The organism is Kribbella sp. VKM Ac-2568 (assembly GCF_004345365.1).
Lineage (GTDB): Bacteria > Actinomycetota > Actinomycetes > Propionibacteriales > Kribbellaceae > Kribbella > Kribbella orskensis.
In genome coordinates this window covers 369,643-389,660 of the sequence record NZ_SLVF01000001.1, presented here as the reverse complement: position 1 = coordinate 389,660, position 20,018 = coordinate 369,643, and the positions used below count along the sequence as shown (strand labels likewise).

Genomic DNA, 20,018 nt, shown 5'->3' with positions numbered 1-20,018 from the left:
ACGAGGTCTTGCCGACAGCTCCCGCCCGCTGTCACTCTGAGCACCCGCTCAAAGGAGCCGCCTGTGAACGACTCCGTGCTGACGTCGGTCCTGCTGCCGGTCGCGCTCGCGATCATCATGCTCGGCCTCGGCCTCACGCTGACCGTCGCCGACTTCACCCGGGTACTGCGGATGCCGCGCGCCGTGCTCGTTGCACTGGGCACCCAGGTGCTCCTGCTCCCGGTGATCTGCTTCGGTCTGGTCAAGCTCTTCGACCTCGCACCCGCACTCGCCGTCGGCATGATGCTGCTCGCCGCGTCACCCGGCGGAACGACGGCCAACCTGTTCAGCCATCTGGCCGGCGGCGACGTCGCGCTCAACGTCACCCTGACCGCGGTGAACTCGGTGCTCGCCGTGATCACCCTGCCGATCGTGGTCAACCTGTCCCTCGCATACTTCCTCGGCGACGGCCAGATCGGCCTGCAGCCGCTCAAGATGCTGCAGGTGTTCGCGATCGTGCTGGTCCCGGTCGCGCTCGGAATGCTGCTGCGCAACAAGAAACCGGGGTTCGCCGACCGGATGACCCGGCCCGTCAAGCTCGGTTCGATCCTGGTGCTCGCGCTGGTGATCTTCGCCGCGGTCTACACCGAGCGCGACAACGTGCTCGACTATCTGGCCGCCGTGGGCGTGGTCGCAGTACTGCTGAACGTCATCAGCCTCGCCCTCGGGTACGCCATACCGCGGCTGGCCCGGCTCGGTGAGCGGCAGGCGATCGCGTGCTCGATGGAGATCGGCATCCACAACGCCACCCTGGCCCTCACCATCGCCCTCAGCCCGTCCCTCCTCGACAACAGCGAGATGTCCATCCCCGTTGCCGTCTACGGCATCGTCATGTTCTTCCCGACCGGCGCCTTCGCCTACTACCTCAGCCACCGCAGCACCGCATTGCGTCCGCAGAACCAGGAGGTCTGAGGTTCTCCGGACGCCTGCATGCGATCAGGCCGCGGTGAGTTTGAAGGACTGGGCGGCGGAGTTGTTGCAGGTGAGTTGGACGAGTTGGGTGCTGTCGGCGGTGGAGCCTCCCGGGACGGTGAGGCACTTGTTGCTCAGGCGGCTGACGAAGTGGAAGTAGCCGCCTCCCTCGGAGACCGCCCGCCACTGCTGGTTGGCGCCGTTGCTGTAGGTCCACAACTGGAGGCCGGCGTTGTCGGCGGCGGACACACCGGTCACGTCGATCACCTTCGTGGCGTCGTTGCGGTTGTTGACCCGGGTGAAGCCGTCCGAGGTCGGCTGGAACTGGAAGTGCTGCGCCTGCGAGGAGTTGCAGGAGTACTGCTGGATCACGGTGCCGTTGGCGGTTCCCGCCGCCCGGGCGTCGACGCACTTGTTGTTGCCCTTGTTGGCCACGGAGTACCACGCGGTCGGCGACGGCTGGTCGACCGGCGGCACGGTGCCGCCGCCCCCGCCGAGCCACTTGAGCGCGTCCATCATGAACTGGTTCTGGGCCGGGCTGTCGAAGGTCGAGGAGAGCCGGGTGTTGGTCTCGTAGTTCATCGCGTTGTGGCCGAAGTTGGCGTAGATCATCTTGAAGTTCTTGTTGGTCCAGACGATCGGGTAGTAGCCGCTGCGCCAGGTCTGCGCCGGGTCCGTGCCGACCGGGAAGCTGGACGGATCGATCGACGCCAGGATCTGGATGTCCGGGTTGTTGCGCAGGTCGTTCTGCCAGCTGTACCACTCACTCACCGACGACCGGAACGTCGCGCCGGTGTTCACCAGCGACGGGTGCGAGCGGTTCTCCGCCTTCAACGTGACCGCGGTCGGTCCCCAGGTGTTCGTCGCGAACCGGCCGGTCGCCAGGAAGGTGTTGTTGAACCACGGCCAGTTGCCGCTGGCATCGTTGTACGCCGAGACGTGGAAGCCGAAGAACGCACCACCGTTCTCCATGTACCGCTGGAACCCCGCCTTCTGCGCGGCGCTGTGCGGTGAGTCGTCCAGGAACATCACCACCTGGTACTGCGAGGCGGTCAGGTTGTTGAGCTGGTCCCAGTTGGTCGTCGCGGTGTAGGTGAAGCCGTTCTGCGCGCCGAACTGCGGGAACCGCTGGTTCGCCTCCTTCTCGAAGTCGATGTGCGCGGCATCCCAGGTGCCGCTGTAGAAGGCGAGCACGTTGAAGTTCGCGGCGACGGCGTTCTGGCTGTCCGGCCGGGCCTCGCGAGCGAAGGCGCTCCCGGAGGTCAGGCACAGACAGGCGAGGACGAGCAGCGCCAGTAATCGGGTGATCGGGATCTTGCGGTCGGAAAGCATGGGGGCGGGTCCTTCCGTGGGGGCGCTACCGCGCGTGCTCTTGCGCAGGCGGCAGCAGCCGAGCGGGCATGACTGAATCCCCTCGGTGATCGAGGTGTTACGGAATGGAATTTCAGGGCTTAAATTAACTCACGGCCAAACAGCCGTAAAGACTTCAGCAAGCTCTTTCCGAAAATCCTTCAGTTTTCTGTCGGCTGCAGCCGCTGGTGGCCGAGCACCGACAGCAGCCGCAACCGCTCGTCGCTCTCACTCCCCGGGCTGGCGGTGAAAACCAGCAGCGTCTGCTGCTGCTCCGGATCGTCCAGCAACTGGCAGAACAGCTCGAGGTCGCCGACCACCGGATGGCGGAACCGCTTCGTCCCGCTGTGCCTGACTCCCACCTCGTGGGCCTCCCACAACTGGGCGAACTCCGCGCTCTCCTGCCGCAGAGCGCCGGCGATCGTGGCGGCACGGGAGGCCGGCCCGTCGACCGCGACCACCGACCGCAGGCCCGAGACCAGCACCCGGCCGTGCGGGGCCCACTCCTCCTCGAAGTAGAGCGCCCGGTCCACCTCCCCGGTGAACCACCGGTACACCGCACTGCGCTCGAGTCCCTCGAAGTTGGTCTGCTCGCGGTCGAAGGCGACGTGCGCCTGGTTCTGCGCGAGGGTCTCGCTGAGCCGGTTCAGCACCATGGCCGGGGTGTCCAGCCGGTCCAGGATCCGCAGCAGACCGGGATTGACGTGGTCGGCGACCGCAGTACTCGGTGGCTTTCCGTGCCGGGCAAGGACGAACAGGTGGTCCCGCTCCGCCGGGGTGAGCCGCAGCGCCCGGGCGATCGAGGCGAGCATCTCCACCGACGGCTGTGGCCCGCGGCCCCCTTCGAGGCGGCTGTAGTAGTCGGTCGACATGACGGCCAGGACGGCGACCTCCTCGCGCCGCAGCCCCGGAGTACGGCGTCGGCGGCCGCGCGGCAGACCTACGTCCTCGGGCTGCAGCAGCTCCCGCCGCCTGCGCAGGAAATCGGCCAGCTCGGTGTACTCCATGAAGCCATTGTTCAGCACCTCGGTGCGTTAACCACTGCTTGTCGAACAGTGGTTGAAGCGAGCCTGGATGCCATCCGCGGGGCGCTCCAGGCTGAGGACATGAACCCGACGAAGAACACGATCTTCATGACCGGCGGTACCTCCGGCATCGGCCTCGGCCTGGCCCTGAGATTCCGCGACCTGGGCAACAAGGTGATCATCAGCGGTCGCCGCAAGGACCTGTTGGACCAGTTGGCGGCCGAGCACGAAGGCCTCGAGACGCTGGAGCTGGACGTCGCCGACCCTGCCTCGATCGCCGCCGCATTCGAGGCGGTGACGACCGCCCATCCGGACCTGAACGTCCTGATCACCATGGCCGGCATCATGCAGATGGAGAACCTGCTCGACCCGGCTCACCAGCAGACGGCCGAAGAGACCATCAAAATCAACCTGCTGGGCACCATCCGTACGATCGCCACGTTCACGCCGTTCCTGATCACCCGGCCGGACGCGGCGATCATCACCGTCAGCTCGGGCCTCGCCACGGTGCCGCTCGCGATCACGCCGACGTACAACGCGACCAAGGCGGCCGTGCACAGCTACACGCAGAGCCTGCGGCTCCAGCTCGCGGACACGTCGGTCCAGGTGATCGAGCTGGTACCACCGGCGGTCCGGACCACGCTGCTGGGCCAGCAGGACAACGAGCGGGCGATGCCGCTGGAGGACTACCTGACCGAGGCGATGGAGCTGATCCAGCAGCAGCCCGACGCGGACGAGATCCTGGTCGAGCGGGTCAAGTTCCTCCGCCTGGCCGAGCGCGAGGGCCGGTTCGACCAGACCCTCGCCGCGGTCAACTCGCACTGACCGACAGACCGGCCCGCGTCCCGCAGTACGGGCGCCGGCCGGGTGGTCAGTCGGAGAGAGCCTGTTCGATGCGTTCGACCTTGGCGGCCAGTTGGCCGGTGTAGCCGGGACGGATGTCGGCCTTGAGGACCAGGCTGACGCGGGGCGAGACGGCGGCGACGGCGTCCACCGCCTGCTTCACGACCGCCATCACCTCGTCCCACTCGCCCTCGAGGTTGGTGAACATCGCGTTGGTCTCGTTCGGGAGGCCGGAGGCGCGGACGACGCGGATCGCCTCCGCGACCGCCTCGCTCACGCCGCCGGTCTCGTCCCCGGCCGCCGGGCTGATGCTGAATGCAACGATCATGCGTCCAGCTTGCCAGCTTGCTCCTCATGGGCCCGGCGCTCGGCGCCGGACGTGGTCAGCAGCGCCTTCTCCTTGATGAACAGGACGGCGATCAGAGCGAGCACCGCGAACGGCACCGACATCATGAACAGGTCCGCGGTCGCCGCGCCGTACGCGTTCTCGACGGCCGTCCGGGCCTGCTCCGGCAGCTCCGCGATGTTCGGCACCGCGTTGCTGCCACCGGACGAGGCACCGCCCGGGTTCAGCGTCTCCGTGACCTTGTTGGCCAGGATCGCGCCGAGCACGCTGACCCCGATGGTGCCGCCCATGCTGCGGAAGAAGCTCACCGCCGAGGTGGCCGCGCCCAGCTCCCGGGCCGGTACGTCGTTCTGCGCGGCGAGCACCAGGTTCTGCATCACCAGGCCGATGCCGACCCCGAGGATGATCATGAAGGCCCACAACATGTACTTCGAGGTGTGCGCGTCGATCGTGCCGAACAGCGCCAGCCCGATCGGCAGCAGCACGCTCCCGACGACCACGTAGATCTTCCACCTGCCGTACTTCGTGATCAGCCCACCCGCGATCGTGGAGGCGACCATCATGCCCAGGATCATCGGCAGGCTCATCAGCCCGGCCTTGGTCGGCGAGTAGCCCTGCGCGATCTGGAAGTACTGCGCCAGGAACACCGACCCGCCGAACATCGCCACGCCGACCAGCGCGCTCGCGACGATGGACAGCGTCACCGTGCGGTTGCGGAACAGGTCCATCGGGATGATCGGCTCAGGGTGCCGGCGTTCGACCAGAACGGCGGCCATCAGCGCCACCAGGGCGACAGCCACGAGCACGAAGCTCCAACCGGACGCCCACTCGAACTTGCTCCCGGCGAACGAGGACCAGACCAGCAGGGTGCTCACGCCGGCGGTGATCAGGAACGCGCCCCACCAGTCGATCTTCACCTCGCGGCGCACGGTCGGCAACTTCAGCGTGCGCTGCAGCAGAACGATCGCGGCGAGTACGAACGGCACGCCGATCAGGAAGCAGGCCCGCCATCCCAGCGGCGAGTCGACCAGGAAGCCGCCGAGCAGCGGTCCACCGACCGTCGCCGAGGCGAAGATGGCGCCGAAGATCCCGGAGTACCGGCCGAGCTCACGCGGCGGGATGATCGCCGCCATCACGATCTGCACCAGGGCGGTCAGACCACCGGCGCCGAGACCCTGCAGGACCCGGCTGCCCAGCAGCACCTCGATGTTCGGGGCGAAGCCGGCGACGAGCGAGCCGACCACGAAGAAGCCCAGCGACAGCTGGACCAGCAGCTTGTTGTTGTAGAGGTCGGCGAGCTTGCCCCACAACGGCACCGTGGCCGTCATCGTGAGCAACTCCAGGGTGATGACCCAGGTGTAGGACGACTGGCTCGCGCCGAGGTCGTGGATGATCCGCGGCAGCGCGGTCGACACCACGGTGCCGGCCAGGATCGCGACGAACATCCCCATCATCAGGCCGGAGATCGCCTGGATGGTCTGCCGCGGGGTGAGCGCGGCGACCTGCTCGGCCACCACCTCGGGCGGAGTGGTCGCGTCCTGCGGCCGGGTGGCCACGGTGTCGTCGGAGTTGACCTCGCCCGCCGCCTCGGGGGGCTTGGGCGAAGAGGTCGTTGTCATGACTGACCTTCCTGGTCGGTTCGGAAAACAAGGTTCTTGTCGAAGTCCGGATCGAGCCCGTCGGCGAGCAGCAGGAACGCCTCGTCGATCAGCGAGCGCACCGAGCGCCCACCGGCGTCCTTCTGCTTCTCGAACGCGATCCGGACGGCCGTACTCGCGGCGCCGACGATCAGCATCGGCCGGATGGCCTCCCGCGGCTCGCCCATCCGCTCGGCCATCGCCGCGGACAGCACCCGCTCGTCCTCGGCGCCGAGCAGGACGAACTGGGACAGCAGCGTCGGCGACTGGACGATCAGAGCGAACCGCTGCGAGGCGGTGGTGCTGTCCTGCTCCACGTCGACCAGCGCCTCGGCGATCAGCATCCGCATCGTGGTGAGCGGCGACTGGCCGGCCGGCGCGTCCCGCAGTCGCTCCAGCGCGCGCTCGAGCTCCTCGGGGTCGCGACCGAGGATCGCGTGCTCCTTGTGTGGGAAGTAGTTGAAGAAGGTTCGCACCGAGACGTCCGCGGCCTCGCTGATCTCCTCGACCGTGACGTTGTCCGGCCCCTTCTCCAGCGCCAGCCGGAGCGCGGCGGCCATCAACGCGGCCCGCGTCTCCCGCTTCTTCCGCTCTCGCCGCCCGGTCGGCGGCGCGCTCTCCTCGGTCTGCATCACGACGTCAACGGTAGACGAACTTGCACGCACTGCAAATTAATAGTCGTGCAACTTTGCAGGACTGCACGGAGAGAGTGGTCTAGATCACTTCGAAGACCTGAGCCGGGGCAGCCACGCGGGCACCGCCCGCCGATAGTCCTCGTACTGCGAGCCGTACCGCTGGCGCAGTACCGGCTCTTCGTACCAGTGGACGAAGGACGCCATCACCGCCCAGGCGATCACCGCGTAGACGAACAACCAGAGGTCGAGGAACAGCAACGCCTGGCCGAGGATCGCCGTCACGACGCCGACGTACATGGGGTTGCGGACGTAGCGGAAGTCGCCGCCGACGACCAACTGCTCGGTCGGAGCCACGGGCGCCGGAGTACCACGACCTTCGCGGACGAAGCGGATGAAGGCGCGCAGGACGACGAGAGCGCCGCCGGCGACCAGCAAGAGGGCGGGCCAGAAGCGCGGCTCGGTCCAGCCACTGATCCACCACGGCACCAGACCGGCCACCACACAAGGCGCGGCGAAGAAGAACGCGGTGCTGCCCAGCGCCGCCTTAAGCATCGTCGAGCCTCGCGATCACCCGATCGGACAACTCGCAGAAGGTCTTGATCTCCGCCGGCGACAGATCGCCGAACCAGCCGGCCACCGCGCCGAAGTCGCCCTCGTCGCGTTCCTTCCAGTACGCCGCGTTGCGGTTCGTTGTCGAGAGCAACTTCCTGCGCTTGTCCGCGGGATCCGGCTCGACCTGCAGCATGTCCTTGCGCACCAGGGCAGCGACGATCTGGGCGACGTTCTGATGGGTGCTCCCCAGCGCGGCCGCGGCTTCGGCCAGCGACGGCTTCCCGGCGGCCGTCACGACGGTGATCAGCGCCGCCTGCTGGGTGGTCAACCCGTCCGCCCGGAGTCGCTCGTCCATGGCATAACGCAACTTCTGGGCGAGCGTCAGGGTGGTCCGGAACGCCCGGATCGACGGCTCCAACCGCGACCCCGGCCCGATCCCGAGCAGTACTTCGGTCTTGTTCTCCCGCGACATAGGCAATATATTACCTATCAACGTCGAAGGGGGCAACCACCGTGATCTGCCTACTGCCACACTGCGCCTACCTGTCCGAGACGTCCCGGATGCTGGAGATCCACCGAGCCCTGACCGTGCTCGGCGTCCCGGTCCGCGTCGCCACCCACGGCGGCCCGCACGAGCGCCTCCTGGTCGAAGCCGGCATCCCGTACGACGTACTGGGCCCGGGCATGTCAGCCGAACGGGCGGCATCCTTCGTGGCGTCGGCAGTCGGCCTCGGCGACCCCCGCCAGAGCATGTACGACGACGCCGAGATCGAGACCTACGTCCGGGCGGAGGCGGAGTACTTCGGCGCTCACGGGATCACGGTCGCCGTCACCGGGTTCACGCTGACCACGTTGCTGTCGTCCCGGCTGACCGGCGTCCGCTTGATCACCGAGCACGCGGGCAGTTTCGTGCCGCCGGTCTCCGAGCACAGGTTGCTCCCCGCGCCCAGCCGACCGGTGGATCCCCGACTCAAGCACGCACCCGGCTGGCTCAGCCGCCTCCTCATCAACCGGACCTCGAACCGCACCCCGGCGTACTGCGCCGGCTTCAACCGGGTGGCCGCGTCGCTCGGGGTCGAGGGAGTCCCCAGCCTCGCGGCGCTCCTGCTCGGCGACCTCTCACTAGTGTCGGAGGTGCCCGAGGTACTGGGCGTCCCGGCGGCGGAACTCGCAGCGTGGACACCCGCGGGAAAGGTCGGGTATCGCCCCGACACCCGCCTGCTCGGGATCGGCCCGCTCTTCGCGCATCTTGATGTCCCGCTGCCGGATGAGGTGCAGAAGTTCCTCGACCGACCAGGCCCAGTCGTCTACCTGGCGATGACGTCGACACCGCCCGCGCTCGTCCGGGAGGCGGTCACCTCGCTCAGCGCACTCGACGTACGGATCCTGGTGGCCGGCACCATCCACGACCTCAGCGATCTCGCGACGGACCGGATCATGGTCGGAGGCGTGCTGCCGAGTCATCTGGTGATGCCGCAGGTCGACCTCGCGGTGACCACCTGCGGCCAGGGCAGCGTCCAGACCGCGATGGCCTGCGGCACTCCCCTGCTGGGCATCCCGCTGCAGCCGGAGCAGGACCTGAACGTCGCCCTGGTCGAGCGCCTCGACGCGGCCCGCCACGTCGCGCCACACCACTTGAACCGCTTGGCAGGCACCGCGACCAAGATGCTCGACAACCGCCGCCACCTCGAAGCAGCCGAACGAATCCAGAAGCTCTACGCCGCCGTCGACGGCCCAGCCCAGGCCGCGGAAGCCATCGCAAGACACCTCTGACCGGTGTCGCAGCCCTCCGATCAGGCCCTGCACCGGCGCCGGATTCTCAACCCCGCCGAGCCTCTGCTGCCCTGGGCCGACATCCCGCACATCCTGCACCGCGGTCAGGTGCCCGTCAGCGCCTTCCGCGATCCCGAGGGCAACCCGGTCAGGTGAGCTGGTTCACTCGTCCTGGAGATGCATAGCTTTCCTATGTAATGTTGGGTTACGTGATCGCTACGACAGCTCTGACTCAGCTCGGTGTCGACGTGGTCGTGGCCGCGGCCCGGTTGACCCGGCTCGCCAGCCGCGACGTGAGTGCGCTCCCGCACGCGGCGATGCGGCTGCTGGGCCGGCTCGACGAGCTCGGGCCGACCCGGATCAGCGACCTGGCCAAGGCCGACCGCTGCTCGCAGCCGACGATGTCGAACCTGGTCCAGCGCCAGGAGGAGAGCGGCTGGGTCCGGCGCGAGCCCGATCCGGCCGACTCCCGCGCCAGCCTGATCAGCCTCACCGACGCCGGCCGGGCGGAGCTCGACCGCGCCCGTCAGGAAGCCGGGACCGCCATCGCGGCGCGTCTACGGCACCTGCCGCCGACCGACCTCGCCACCCTCGAGGCCGCGGTCACCGTCATGCACTCGATCCTCACCCTCGATCTGGAGGACAGCCCACGGTGAGCAACTCGTTCCTCAAACAACCCAAGTCCGTCTGGGCGGTCGCGTTCGCCTGTGTGATCGCCTTCATGGGCATCGGCCTGGTCGACCCGATCCTCAAGCCGATCGCCGAGCAGTTGCACGCGAGCCCGTCCCAGGTCTCGCTGCTCTTCACCAGCTACATGGCCGTCATCGGTGTCGCGATGCTGATCACCGGCGCGGTTTCCAGCCGGATCGGCGCGAAGCGCACCCTGCTGATCGGCCTGGCCATCATCGTCGTGTTCAGCGCGCTGGCCGGTCTGTCCAACTCGATCGGCATGATCGTCGCCTTCCGGGCCGGCTGGGGCCTGGGCAACGCGCTGTTCATCGCGACCGCGCTGGCCACCATCGTGAACTCCGCGAGCGGTTCGGTCGCGCAGGCGATCATCCTGTACGAAGCGGCGCTGGGCGTCGGCATCGCAGCCGGCCCACTGGTCGGCGGTGAGCTCGGCACGATCTCCTGGCGCGGCCCGTTCTTCGGCGTCGCCGTGCTGATGACGATCGCGCTCGCGGCGACGGCCTTCCTGCTCCCCGCCTCGCCGCCGGCACCTCGCCGTATCTCGATCATCGAACCCCTGAAGGCACTGCGGCACCGCTCGCTCGCCACCGTGGCGGTCACCGCGCTGCTCTACAACTTCGGGTTCTTCACGCTGCTGGCGTTCACCCCGTTCCCGCTGGGGATGTCGGCCCGGCAGATCGGCCTGATCTTCTTCGGCTGGGGCATCGGGCTGGCGCTGACCTCGGTGTTCGCCGCGCCCCGGCTGCAGCGCCGCTTCGGCACGCTGCCTGTGGTGATGACCTCGCTGCTGCTGTTCAGCGCCGACCTCGCGGCAATGGGCCTGTACGCACACCACCGCGGCGTGCTCGCGGTCGGCGTGATCGTCGCCGGGTTGTTCCTCGGCGTGAACAACACCCTGATCACCGAGGCGGTGATGGGAGCGGCGCCGGTCGAGCGCGGAACCGCCTCCGCGGCGTACAGCTTCGTGCGCTTCTCCGGTGGTGCGGTCGCGCCGTGGCTGGCAGGCAAGCTCGGCGAGGAGATCAACATCCAGTTGCCGTTCTACGTCGGCGCCTTCGCCGTCCTGCTCGCGGTCGGCGTGCTCGCAAGTGGCTGGAAGCCGCTGGAGCACCTTCGCGTGCCGAAGGCCCACTCCGAAGCCGAGGCCACCGCCCTCACCACCGCCGACGCCGACGCCTGAGAACACTCGGCCGCGGATATCGATTTCCTCACCGGCCGGGAACAACTAGGCTGCCTGAGCATGACGAGAGCGGAATGGCCTGTCCTTCGTTCGTACTCCGGTAGCCGGCTGCGGCGGATCGCCCTGCCGCTCGGTGGAATCGGGACGGGCACCGTGAGCCTCGGCGGCCGCGGCAACCTGCGGGACTGGGAGATCGTCAACCGCCCGGCCAAGGGCTTCCGGCCTGGTCCTGCGTTCTTCGCGCTTCGCACCAGTGACGCGGAGGGCAACGTCATCACCCGGGCGGTCGAGGGACCGCTGGATCTCAGCGAGTACGAGGGTGAGTACGGGAGCAGCGCGCAGAACCACGGGCTGCCGCGGTTCCGGGAGGCCGAGTTCGCCGCTGCCTATCCGTTCGGGCGGTTGCGTCTTCGCGACGAGGGTGTCCCGGTCGAGGTCCGACTGCAGGCGTTCACTCCGTTCATCCCGACCGATGTGGACGCCAGTTCGTGGCCGGTGGCGGTGTTGCGGTTCGAGGTGACCAACCGAGCGACCGAGCCACTCGACGTGGCGATCGCCGGAGCACTGCAGAACTTCATCGGCCGCGACGGCACCTCCGATGTTGCTGCCGGCAACTACAACACCACCGCCGACGGTGACCGGCTGAGCGGAGTACTGCTGCAGACCGCTGGAGTGGATCCGTCCGCCGAGCAGTGGGGATCGATCGCGCTTGCGGTCCTCGACGGGAAGGACGTCACCCGGCGGACAGGCTGGTCGGACCGCACCTGGGGTGACAGCCTGCTCGACTTCTGGGATGACTTCAGCGCCGACGGCCGGCTCGACGAGCGAACCAGTACCTCGGCCACGCCCAACGCCTCGCTCGCCGATCTCAGGACGATCCCGGCGGGCGGCACCGAGTCGTTCACCTTCTTGCTCGGCTGGCACTTCCCCAACCGGCTCGCCTGGGAGAAGGACGTTGTCGTCGGCAATCACTACACCACCTTGTCCAGTGACGCCTGGGATGCGCTGATCCGGTTCGCTCCGCAACTGCCCGTGCTGGAAGAACGGACCCTGGCCTTCGTCAACGACTTCCTGGGCAGCGACCTGCCCGACGAGGTGAAGGAGGCCGCGCTCTTCAACCTGAGCACGCTGCGCACGCAGACGGTGTTCCGTACGCCGGACGGCCGGTTCTTCGGCTGGGAGGGATGCGCCGACCACGCCGGCAGTTGCTTCGGCAGTTGCACGCACGTCTGGAACTACGAGCAGGCCACGCCGTTCCTGTTCGGCGAGATCGCCCGGTCGTTGCGCGAGGTCGAGTTCGCCCACGCCACCGACGAGCAGGGGCTGATGAGTTTCCGCGTCGGCCTGCCGTTGGAGAACGCCCGGGACTGGCGTGTCGCCGCCGCCGACGGCCAGCTGGGCAGCCTGGTGAAGCTGTACCGCGACTGGCGGCTCAGCGGCGACGACGAGCTCCTCCGAGCGCTCTGGCCGGCCGCTCGCCGGGCGCTGGAGTTCTGCTGGATCCCCGGCGGCTGGGACGCGGACCGCGACGGCGTGATGGAGGGCTGCCAGCACAACACGATGGATGTCGAGTACTACGGACCCAACCCGCAGATGGGTTCCTGGTACCTCGCCGCCCTGCGCGCCTGCGAGGAGATGGCCCGTCACCTCGGCGACGACGACCTGGCGAAGGAGTGCCGGCGGCTGTTCGACAACGGCAGCGCGTGGATGGACGAGCACCTCTTCAACGGCGAGTACTACCGCCACGAGATCCGTCCGCCTGCCTCCGCCGACGACATCGCGCCGGGGCTCCGCGAGCGGATGGGCGCCGCCGATCCGACCAAGCCGGAGCTCCAGCTCGGAGACGGATGCCTCGTCGACCAGCTCGTCGGGCAACACCTGGCGCACCTCGCGCAGCTCGGCCACCTGCACGATCCCCAGCACGTGGCGACCACCCTGCGGAGCGTGCTGAAGTACAACGGCCGCACCGGGTTCCACGACCACTTCAACCACATGCGCGGGTATGTGCTCGGCGACGAGTCCGCAGTACTGATGTGCAGCTATCCGCGCGGGAACCGGCCGGAGCGGCCGTTCCCGTACTTCGCTGAGGTGATGACCGGGTTCGAGCACATCCTCGCGGTCGGGCTGATCTCGGAAGGCCTGGTCGACGAGGGCCTGAACGTGATCGCCGACATCCGCGTCCGGTACGACGGGGAGCGGCGCAACCCGTTCGACGAGGCCGAGTGCGGCCATCACTACGCCCGGGCGATGGCGAGCTGGGGTGCGGTCGTCACGCTGACCGGGTTCGACTACGACGGGAGGACCGGGGTGATGCGCTTCGCGCCGCGCTATCCGTCGAGCCTGCACTTCTGGTCGACCGGTGACGCTTTCGGCACACTCACTCTCGACGGACCGACGCCGGTCCTCACGGTGCGGGAAGGCAGTGTCCGGCTTGCCGAGATCCACCTCCCCGATCGCGACCCGATCCGCCTGGATGGTTCCGTGGTCGGCGCCGGGACCAGCCTGCCGTTGAGCTGACCTCGGCGTCAGCGGAGCAAGGTCAGCAGGGCGGAGAAGTCGTCCTTGTTGTAGGGGCGGGCGCCGATCAGGGACTGCAACAGGATGCCGTCCAGCGCCGCGACCAGCAGGCTCGCCTTGTGCGGGTCGGTGGTGAAGTTGCGCGCGATCTCGGTGAGCGGCTCCAGCCACGCCGCCGCTGCTTCACGCAAGGCCGGGCGACGGACCGCGAGCAGATAGAGTTCGTACTCCGCGAGGGTGCGCCCCCGGCGGTAGACCAGGCAGTGCTCGATCAACCGGGCGAGCTCGTCGGCGGGCCGGGCGCCCATCTCGTTGACGCGCTCCTGCAGTTCGGCGGTCAGGTCCTCGGCTGCCCAGGTCAGCGCGGCGACCAGCAGATCGTCGAGGCTTGCGAAGTGATAAGTCGTGGAGGCGAGGGAGACCCCGGCCTGCGCGGCGACCGCCCGGTGGCTGACGCCGGCGACGCCGTCCCGCTCGATCACAGCCAGTGTGGCGGTCAGCAGTTCCGTCCGCCGGAGCCGGCCGCGGACCAGCCGACCGTCCGGCCTCGGTGCTCCGAGTACCCCTCTGACCTGCACGAACGGCAAACTATCAGGACGAACGTACCACTTGATTTTGGGTCCCGGATTCGGTCGGATCGGGCCATTTCACGACATACGCTCGTCGTCGTGACCGAACCCGAACAGCGCTCAGCCACTCCCCGGAACACCACGATCAGCACCGCCATGCGCCGCGCTCTGAAGCGTGCCGATGACGGCAAGACGCTCGACCCGGCTGAGGTTGAAGTGCTTCTGTCCGCCTCGGGAGAGGCGCTCACCTCGCTGATGGCGACGGCCGCGCGGGTGCGGGATCAGGGGCTGGCCGATGCCGGGCGCAGCGGAGTGGTGACGTTCTCGAAGAAGGTGTTCATCCCGCTGACCCGGTTGTGCCGGGACCGGTGTCACTACTGCACTTTCGCGACTACCCCCGGCCGGGTCCACTCGCCCTACCTAAGTCCGGACGAAGTTCTGGAGATCGCCCGGCAGGGTGCGGCGCTGGGGTGCAAGGAGGCCCTGTTCACGCTCGGGGATGCGCCCGAGGACCGGTGGGACGCCGCGAAGACCTGGCTGGAGGAGGCCGGGTACGACTCGACGCTGGACTATGTCCGGGCGATGGCGATCCGGGTTCTCGAAGAGACCGGGCTATTGCCGCATCTGAACCCCGGAGTGATGTCGTGGCAGGACCTGCAACGGTTGAAGCCGGTCGCGCCGAGCATGGGCGTGATGCTCGAGACCACGTCGCGCAGGTTGTTCGAGGAGAAGGGCCAGCCGCACTACGGGTCCCCGGACAAGGACCCGGCGATCCGGCTGCGGGTGCTGGAGGACGCCGGCCGCTCGAACGTGCCGTTCACCACCGGTCTGCTGATCGGCATCGGGGAGAACCTGGCCGAACGGGCCGACTCGATCTTCGCGTTGCGGCGGATCGCCCGGCAGTACGGCGGGATCCAGGAGGTCATCATCCAGGGGTTCCGGGTGAAGCCGGACACGGCGATGCGCAACGACGCCGACGTACCGCTGGACGAGTGGCTGGCCGCGATCGCCGTCACCCGGGTCGTGCTCGGACCCCGGATGCGGGTTCAGGCGCCACCGAACCTGGTCGACCTGGCTGAGTGCCGCCTACTGCTGGACGCCGGAGTCGATGACTTCGGTGGGGTGTCGCCGTTGACCCCGGACCACGTGAACCCGGAACGGCCGTGGCCGCAGATCGACGACCTCGCCAAGGTGACCGCCGACGCCGGGTTCACCTTGCGGGAGCGGCTGACCGCCCACCCGGAGTATCTGCGCGAGCCGTGGCTGGATCCGCGGCTGATCTCCCATGTGGAGGCGCTGGTCGATCCCGAGACCGGGCTGGCGAACGAGGCGGCCTTCCCCAGGGGGCTGCCGTGGCAGGAGCCCGACGGCGGCTGGGACAGCGTTGGCCGGACCGACCTGCACACCGCGATCGACACCGAGGGTCGCCGGACCGAGACCCGGTCGGACTTCGACGCGGCCTACGGCGACTGGGACGTACTGCGTGAGGACGTCGCGAACAGGGCTGCACCTGAGCGGATCGAGGGCGACGTCAAGGAAGCCCTCGCTGCAGCCGAACGTGACCCGGCCGGGCTGTCCGACGCGCAGGCGTTGACGTTGATGACGGCGACCGGCCCAGCGCTGGATCAGCTCGCCAAGATCGCCGATGAGTTGCGCAAGGCAACCGTTGGCGACGACGTCACCTATGTGGTGAACCGGAACATCAACTTCACCAACGTCTGCTACACCGGTTGCCGGTTCTGCGCCTTCGCCCAACGCCGTACCGACGCCGACGCGTACTCACTGTCGATGGACGAGGTCGCCCAGCGCGCCGAGGAAGCCTGGGTGATCGGCGCTACCGAGGTGTGCATGCAGGGCGGTATCCACCCCGACCTGCCCGGTACCGCGTACGCCGACCTGGTCCGGGCGGTGAGGGACCGCGTGCCCGACATGCACGTACACGCCTACTCGCCGATGGAGATCGTCAACGGCTCCGTCCGGACCGGCCTGTCGATCGAGGACTTCCTCATCTCGGTCAAGGAAGCCGGTCTCGGCAGTATCCCCGGCACGGCCGCTGAGATCCTCGACGACGACGTCCGCTGGATCCTCACCAAGGGCAAGCTGCCGACGGCCAGCTGGATCGAGGTCATCACCACCGCACACAAAGTCGGGCTGCCCTCGTCGTCGACGATGATGTACGGCCACGTCGACTCACCCCACCACTGGGTCCAGCACCTCCGCACGATCGCCGCCGTGCAGGACGAGACTGGCGGGTTCACCGAGTTCGTCCTGCTCCCGTTCATCCACACCAACTCACCGATCTACCTGGCCGGTGTGGCCCGGCCCGGGCCGACGTACGACGAGAACCGGGCCGTGCACGCGATGGCCCGCATCATGCTGCACGGCCGGATCGACAACATCCAGTGCTCGTGGGTCAAGCTCGGCGTCGACGGCTGCGTCGACGTCCTCAACGGCGGCGTCAACGACATCGGCGGCACCCTGATGGAAGAGACCATCAGCCGGATGGCCGGCTCGAAGCACGGGTCCCGCAAGTCGATCGAGGAACTCACCCAGATGGCCACCGCCGCCGGACGCCCGGCCCGGCAGCGGACCACGACGTACGGCGAGGTCCAGCAGCACCCGATCAGCGCACTGGAACTCGCCTGACGCTCAGCGATGAACTGACCACGGAACCCCGACGTACAGATGAACAACAGTCCATCAGCACGTCGGGGGACATCATGCTCATCGCCATCCTCGCGATCGTCACGATCGCAGTCGCTCTCGCTCTTTACGTCGGCCTGACCGCGACGCCGGTCCTGGACGACCTGGTCGACCTGCGCCGGCCACCTGACACCGAAGACCTGGAAGACGAAAGCCGCGACGCCGGCTGATTCGCGGACCGACCGGCGTCGCCGTCCGTCAGCGCGCGGGGTCGAGGTCGACCGCGACCGTCGAGCGAGTCCGGCGCTTGGTGCCGAGGCGGTGGCCGAGAGCTACCAGCAGGAAGCCGACCAGGTAGATGCCGGCGGTGACGACCAGGTAGCCGACCGGCATCTCCTTCGGATCGGTCGGGAAGGCGTCGCCGTCGCCGCCGATGGAGAACCTCAGCAGATAGACGGACTGGAACGTGAACGAGTAGCCGAAGATCGCGACGTACGCGATGAGAGCCGAGGTCCGGTTCCGCAGGAAGTACCCGAGCGGCAAGGCGAACAGAACGGTGACGATGGCAATCATGAGGATCCCCTCCAGAAGGTGTTGCTGACTTCCTCACCGTGCCGCCGGAGCCGTGGTCGCCGCATCGGTGCCATCGCCGGACCGTGGCCGCCGCTGGCACCTAAGTGCTGACACTGGTGCGCTCGCGACCCGCCGCGGTCATCATGAGCATGTGTCCCGGGCACGCACGCTGGTAGCCGGTGCGACGATCCTGTACGTCGCTGCCCTCGTCGTGCGCGAGATCCTCGCGCTCGGGCCAGCCTCTGTCGGCATACCGGCTTCGGTGCCCGCCACGATGGCCCTGCTGCTCCCCGCCTTGGTGCTCGGCTGGCTAGTGGCCGCCAGAGCGCCGTCCAGTCCGATTGGTCCCGCGCTGGCGCTGACGGCGGTCATGCCGGCGCTCGTCTACACCCTCGAAGATTGGGGTGCGAGCCATCACACCGGCAGCCCGTGGCCGGCCGCACACGTCTTCGCGGTGGTCGGCGCCGGCGTCTGGGCCTGGCTGTACGGCGGATTCGCGACGCTGGTCCTGGTGTTCCCCGACGGGCTGCTCCCCGGCCGTCGCTGGCGAGCGGTCGCCGTCGCGGTGCCGTTGTCGGCAGCTTTGCTGAACTTCACCATCTCGGCAGACATCAGCAACTTCGCCGACGGCCGACTCGGTGATCCGCCTTTCGTGCTGCCGACGCCGGTGCGGGTCGTGCTGACCGTGGTGGCGTTCGGGTTCTTCCTCGCTGTCCTGCTGGCGGCGGCCTCCGCTCCGGTGGTGCGCTTCAGGCACGGCGACGCGGTCACTCGGCTCCGCCTGCGCTGGCTGATGCTGGCGGCCCTCAGCGTGCCGACGCTACTCGGAATCGGCTGGCTGGCAATGGCCCTGGGCGCGCCCGCGGACATCGCCTACGGGGTCTTCCTGATCGCGATGCTTGCCTTGGTCCCCCTCGCCATCGCCGTGGCGATCCTGCGGCACGACCTGCTCGACATCGACCGGCTGCTCGGCGGCACCTTGAGCTGGCTGATCACCACGATCACCTCGGCGGCGATCTTCACTGGCTTGGTCATTGCCGTGGACAACTTGTTCCCGCAGCACCAGCGGGCCGGCGTCACCAGCGCAGCCTTCGTCACCGCCCTGGTCCTGCTCCCCCTGCACCAGTGGTTGCACCGCGCTGTCGGCAAGGTCGTCGACCCGGACCGGACGGTCGCCCTCGCCCAGATCCGGGACTTCGTCCGCCGGGTCCGCGACGGCCAGGCCGAGCCTGAACAGGTTGAAGAGGTACTTCGCAAGGCGCTGGACGACCCCTCGCTGCGGGTCATCCTGCAGCGGCCTGGTCTTCCCCTTGACCTGCCGCACAGCGCGATCCCCTTGCAAACAGGCGGTTCCACGGTCGGTGCACTGGTACTGGGCAGCTCTTCCGCCCGGCGCGTTCGTCGAGCCCGCGAGGCCGCGGTGGAGGCCCGGCTGCCGATCGAGGTGAGCCGGTTGCGCCTGGAGTTGCGGGACGCGCTGGCCGAGGTACGGGCCAGCCGGTCCCGGTTGATGAGCGAGGTGACCGCCGAACGACAACGGCTCGAGCGGGACCTGCACGACGGAGCCCAGCAGCAGTTGATCGCCCTCGGGATGCGGCTGCGTTCCCTGCAACACCACCTCGGACCCGGCGTACCGCAGTACAGGGAGATCGACGAACTGGTGGAGACCTTGGAGCAGACCGTCGCGGAGCTGCGGCGGATCGCGCACGGGGTGCGGCCGAGCCGGCTCGACGACGGGCTGGCGGTGGCGTTGCGGCGGCTCGTGCGGGAGAGTTCGGTGCCGGTCGATCTGGTGGTGCCGGAGCTGGAGGTCCGCGAGGGGGTGGCGACGGCGGTGTACTTCACCGTGGGCGAGGCGATCGCGAACGCGCTGAAGCACGCGCAGGCGACCCGCATCTCGATCGAGGTCGGGCTCACCGGTCAGCGGCTGCGAGTGCTCGTGCGCGACGACGGGATCGGCGGTGCGCGGGAGGGGTTCGGGTTGACCTCGCTGCGGGATCGGGTGGCGTCCGTCGGCGGCGAACTGACCCTCGACAGCCCGCCGGGCGCGGGGACCTCGATCAGGGCGGAGATCCCGTGCGCGTCGTGATCGGCGAGGATTCCGCCTTGTTTCGTGAGGGTTTGAGCCGGTTGCTGACCGAGAACGGCCATGCGGTGGTGCGGGCTGTCGCGGACGCCGACGCGCTGGTCGCGGCGGTGCGGGCGGACAAGCCGGACCTGACGATCATCGACGTACGGATGCCGCCCGGGATGACGGACGACGGCGCCCGGGCGGCGAAGACCTTGCGGGTTGAGTCGCCTAGCCTGCCGATCCTGATGCTCTCGCAGCACATCGAGACCCGGCACGTCGTCGAACTCGTGGCGACCGGGGGCTTCGGCTACCTGCTGAAGGATCGCGTATTGCGGGTCGCCGACTTCCTCGACGCGATGCGCCGGGTAGCCGACGGCGGGTCGGCGTTGGACCCGGCGATCGTGGCCGCGCTGGTGACGCCGACTCGCGTCGATGATCCGCTGGCCGCCTTGTCCGCAAGGGAACGTGAGGTGCTCGGACTGGTCGCGGAAGGTCTGTCGAACAGCGCGATCGCGGCTCGGCTGGTACTAGCGGAACGGACGGTCGAGACGCACATGCGCAGCATCTTCCAGAAGCTGAGGATCGACGACCACCCCGACAGCCACCGCCGGGTCCTTGCCGTCCTCACCCAACTCACCGCCTGACACTTCACTGCCTGACACT

The 20,018-nt window shown here is 68.3% G+C and carries 20 protein-coding genes; 11 read left to right on the top strand and 9 right to left on the bottom strand.

Annotated elements, in window-relative coordinates:
- The first annotated feature begins 63 nt into the window (after positions 1-63).
- Positions 64-951 (top strand): bile acid:sodium symporter family protein, encoded by an 888-nt coding sequence (locus tag EV648_RS01850; protein WP_132284363.1) that lies wholly within the window; start codon positions 64-66, stop codon positions 949-951.
- A gap of 24 nt (positions 952-975) precedes the next feature.
- On the opposite strand, the gene EV648_RS01845 is transcribed toward EV648_RS01850, so the two are convergent.
- Positions 976-2,283: an RICIN domain-containing protein gene (locus tag EV648_RS01845; RefSeq protein ID WP_132284361.1), complete on the bottom strand. Its 1,308-nt coding sequence runs from the start codon at positions 2,281-2,283 to the stop codon at positions 976-978.
- A 179-nt stretch (positions 2,284-2,462) separates the two neighbouring features.
- Positions 2,463-3,308 carry a helix-turn-helix transcriptional regulator gene (locus EV648_RS01840; protein ID WP_132284359.1) on the bottom strand — a complete coding sequence of 282 codons (846 nt, stop codon included), beginning with the start codon at positions 3,306-3,308 and terminating at the stop codon, positions 2,463-2,465.
- A 99-nt stretch (positions 3,309-3,407) separates the two neighbouring features.
- Between EV648_RS01840 and EV648_RS01835 the strand changes: the two genes are divergently transcribed.
- A complete protein-coding gene (locus EV648_RS01835) occupies positions 3,408-4,151 on the top strand; it encodes an SDR family oxidoreductase (protein ID WP_132284357.1) in 744 nt (247 codons plus the stop codon).
- A gap of 46 nt (positions 4,152-4,197) precedes the next feature.
- Here EV648_RS01835 and EV648_RS01830 read toward each other — a convergent pair whose 3' ends face one another.
- The 5 genes from EV648_RS01830 to EV648_RS01810 all read right to left on the bottom strand — a co-directional run bounded on the left by EV648_RS01830 (position 4,198) and on the right by EV648_RS01810 (position 7,811).
- Positions 4,198-4,497, bottom strand: coding sequence for a thiamine-binding protein (locus tag EV648_RS01830; protein ID WP_132284355.1), 300 nt, complete (start codon positions 4,495-4,497; stop codon positions 4,198-4,200).
- Positions 4,494-6,134 (bottom strand): MDR family MFS transporter, encoded by a 1,641-nt coding sequence (locus EV648_RS01825; RefSeq protein WP_199234387.1) that lies wholly within the window; start codon positions 6,132-6,134, stop codon positions 4,494-4,496. Before EV648_RS01825 ends, EV648_RS01830 begins: the two co-directional genes overlap by 4 nt.
- Positions 6,131-6,784 (bottom strand): TetR family transcriptional regulator, encoded by a 654-nt coding sequence (locus EV648_RS01820; RefSeq protein WP_132285048.1) that lies wholly within the window; start codon positions 6,782-6,784, stop codon positions 6,131-6,133. The genes EV648_RS01825 and EV648_RS01820 overlap by 4 nt, the downstream gene beginning before the upstream one ends.
- An 87-nt stretch (positions 6,785-6,871) precedes the next feature.
- A complete protein-coding gene (locus EV648_RS01815; RefSeq protein WP_132284353.1) occupies positions 6,872-7,339 on the bottom strand; it encodes an isoprenylcysteine carboxylmethyltransferase family protein in 468 nt (155 codons plus the stop codon).
- Entirely contained in the window at positions 7,332-7,811 is a 480-nt protein-coding gene (locus tag EV648_RS01810) for a MarR family winged helix-turn-helix transcriptional regulator (RefSeq protein ID WP_158293879.1), read from the bottom strand. Before EV648_RS01810 ends, EV648_RS01815 begins: the two co-directional genes overlap by 8 nt.
- A gap of 41 nt (positions 7,812-7,852) precedes the next feature.
- On the opposite strand from EV648_RS01810, the gene EV648_RS01805 reads away from it, so the two are divergent.
- Genes EV648_RS01805 through EV648_RS01790 form a run of 5 tightly spaced genes read left to right on the top strand, consistent with a single transcriptional unit; the run spans position 7,853 to position 13,499 of the window.
- Positions 7,853-9,112, top strand: coding sequence for a glycosyltransferase (locus EV648_RS01805; RefSeq protein ID WP_158293878.1), 1,260 nt, complete (start codon positions 7,853-7,855; stop codon positions 9,110-9,112).
- Positions 9,113-9,115: 3 nt separating this feature from the next.
- Positions 9,116-9,268 (top strand): hypothetical protein, encoded by a 153-nt coding sequence (locus EV648_RS42395; RefSeq protein WP_158293877.1) that lies wholly within the window; start codon positions 9,116-9,118, stop codon positions 9,266-9,268.
- Between the two features lie 53 nt (positions 9,269-9,321).
- A complete protein-coding gene (locus tag EV648_RS01800; protein WP_158293876.1) occupies positions 9,322-9,768 on the top strand; it encodes a MarR family winged helix-turn-helix transcriptional regulator in 447 nt (148 codons plus the stop codon).
- Positions 9,765-10,982, top strand: a complete 1,218-nt coding sequence (locus tag EV648_RS01795; RefSeq protein ID WP_241994814.1) for an MFS transporter — start codon at positions 9,765-9,767, stop codon at positions 10,980-10,982. Before EV648_RS01800 ends, EV648_RS01795 begins: the two co-directional genes overlap by 4 nt.
- A gap of 60 nt (positions 10,983-11,042) precedes the next feature.
- The gene (locus EV648_RS01790) at positions 11,043-13,499 is read left to right on the top strand and encodes a GH116 family glycosyl-hydrolase (protein WP_132284345.1); all 2,457 of its coding nucleotides are present in this window, start codon (positions 11,043-11,045) and stop codon (positions 13,497-13,499) included.
- 8 nt (positions 13,500-13,507) lie between these two features.
- Here the strand turns inward: EV648_RS01790 and EV648_RS01785 are convergent, their stop codons facing one another.
- Complete coding sequence (locus tag EV648_RS01785) at positions 13,508-14,077, bottom strand: TetR/AcrR family transcriptional regulator (protein WP_241994813.1); 570 nt, start codon at positions 14,075-14,077, stop codon at positions 13,508-13,510.
- Between the two features lie 90 nt (positions 14,078-14,167).
- On the opposite strand from EV648_RS01785, the gene EV648_RS01780 reads away from it, so the two are divergent.
- Positions 14,168-16,714: a bifunctional FO biosynthesis protein CofGH gene (locus EV648_RS01780; RefSeq protein ID WP_132284341.1), complete on the top strand. Its 2,547-nt coding sequence runs from the start codon at positions 14,168-14,170 to the stop codon at positions 16,712-16,714.
- A gap of 74 nt (positions 16,715-16,788) precedes the next feature.
- On the top strand, positions 16,789-16,941 hold the full coding sequence (locus EV648_RS42390; protein ID WP_158293875.1) for a hypothetical protein: 153 nt from the start codon (positions 16,789-16,791) through the stop codon (positions 16,939-16,941).
- 28 nt (positions 16,942-16,969) lie between these two features.
- Here the strand turns inward: EV648_RS42390 and EV648_RS01775 are convergent, their stop codons facing one another.
- Positions 16,970-17,284 carry a hypothetical protein gene (locus EV648_RS01775; protein ID WP_132284339.1) on the bottom strand — a complete coding sequence of 105 codons (315 nt, stop codon included), beginning with the start codon at positions 17,282-17,284 and terminating at the stop codon, positions 16,970-16,972.
- Between the two features lie 151 nt (positions 17,285-17,435).
- Here EV648_RS01775 and EV648_RS01770 point away from each other — a divergent pair, with 151 nt between their 5' ends.
- The gene (locus EV648_RS01770; RefSeq protein WP_132284337.1) at positions 17,436-19,373 is read left to right on the top strand and encodes a histidine kinase; all 1,938 of its coding nucleotides are present in this window, start codon (positions 17,436-17,438) and stop codon (positions 19,371-19,373) included.
- Positions 19,361-19,999, top strand: a complete 639-nt coding sequence (locus EV648_RS01765) for a response regulator transcription factor (RefSeq protein WP_132284335.1) — start codon at positions 19,361-19,363, stop codon at positions 19,997-19,999. Before EV648_RS01770 ends, EV648_RS01765 begins: the two co-directional genes overlap by 13 nt.
- The last annotated feature ends 19 nt before the right edge of the window (positions 20,000-20,018 follow it).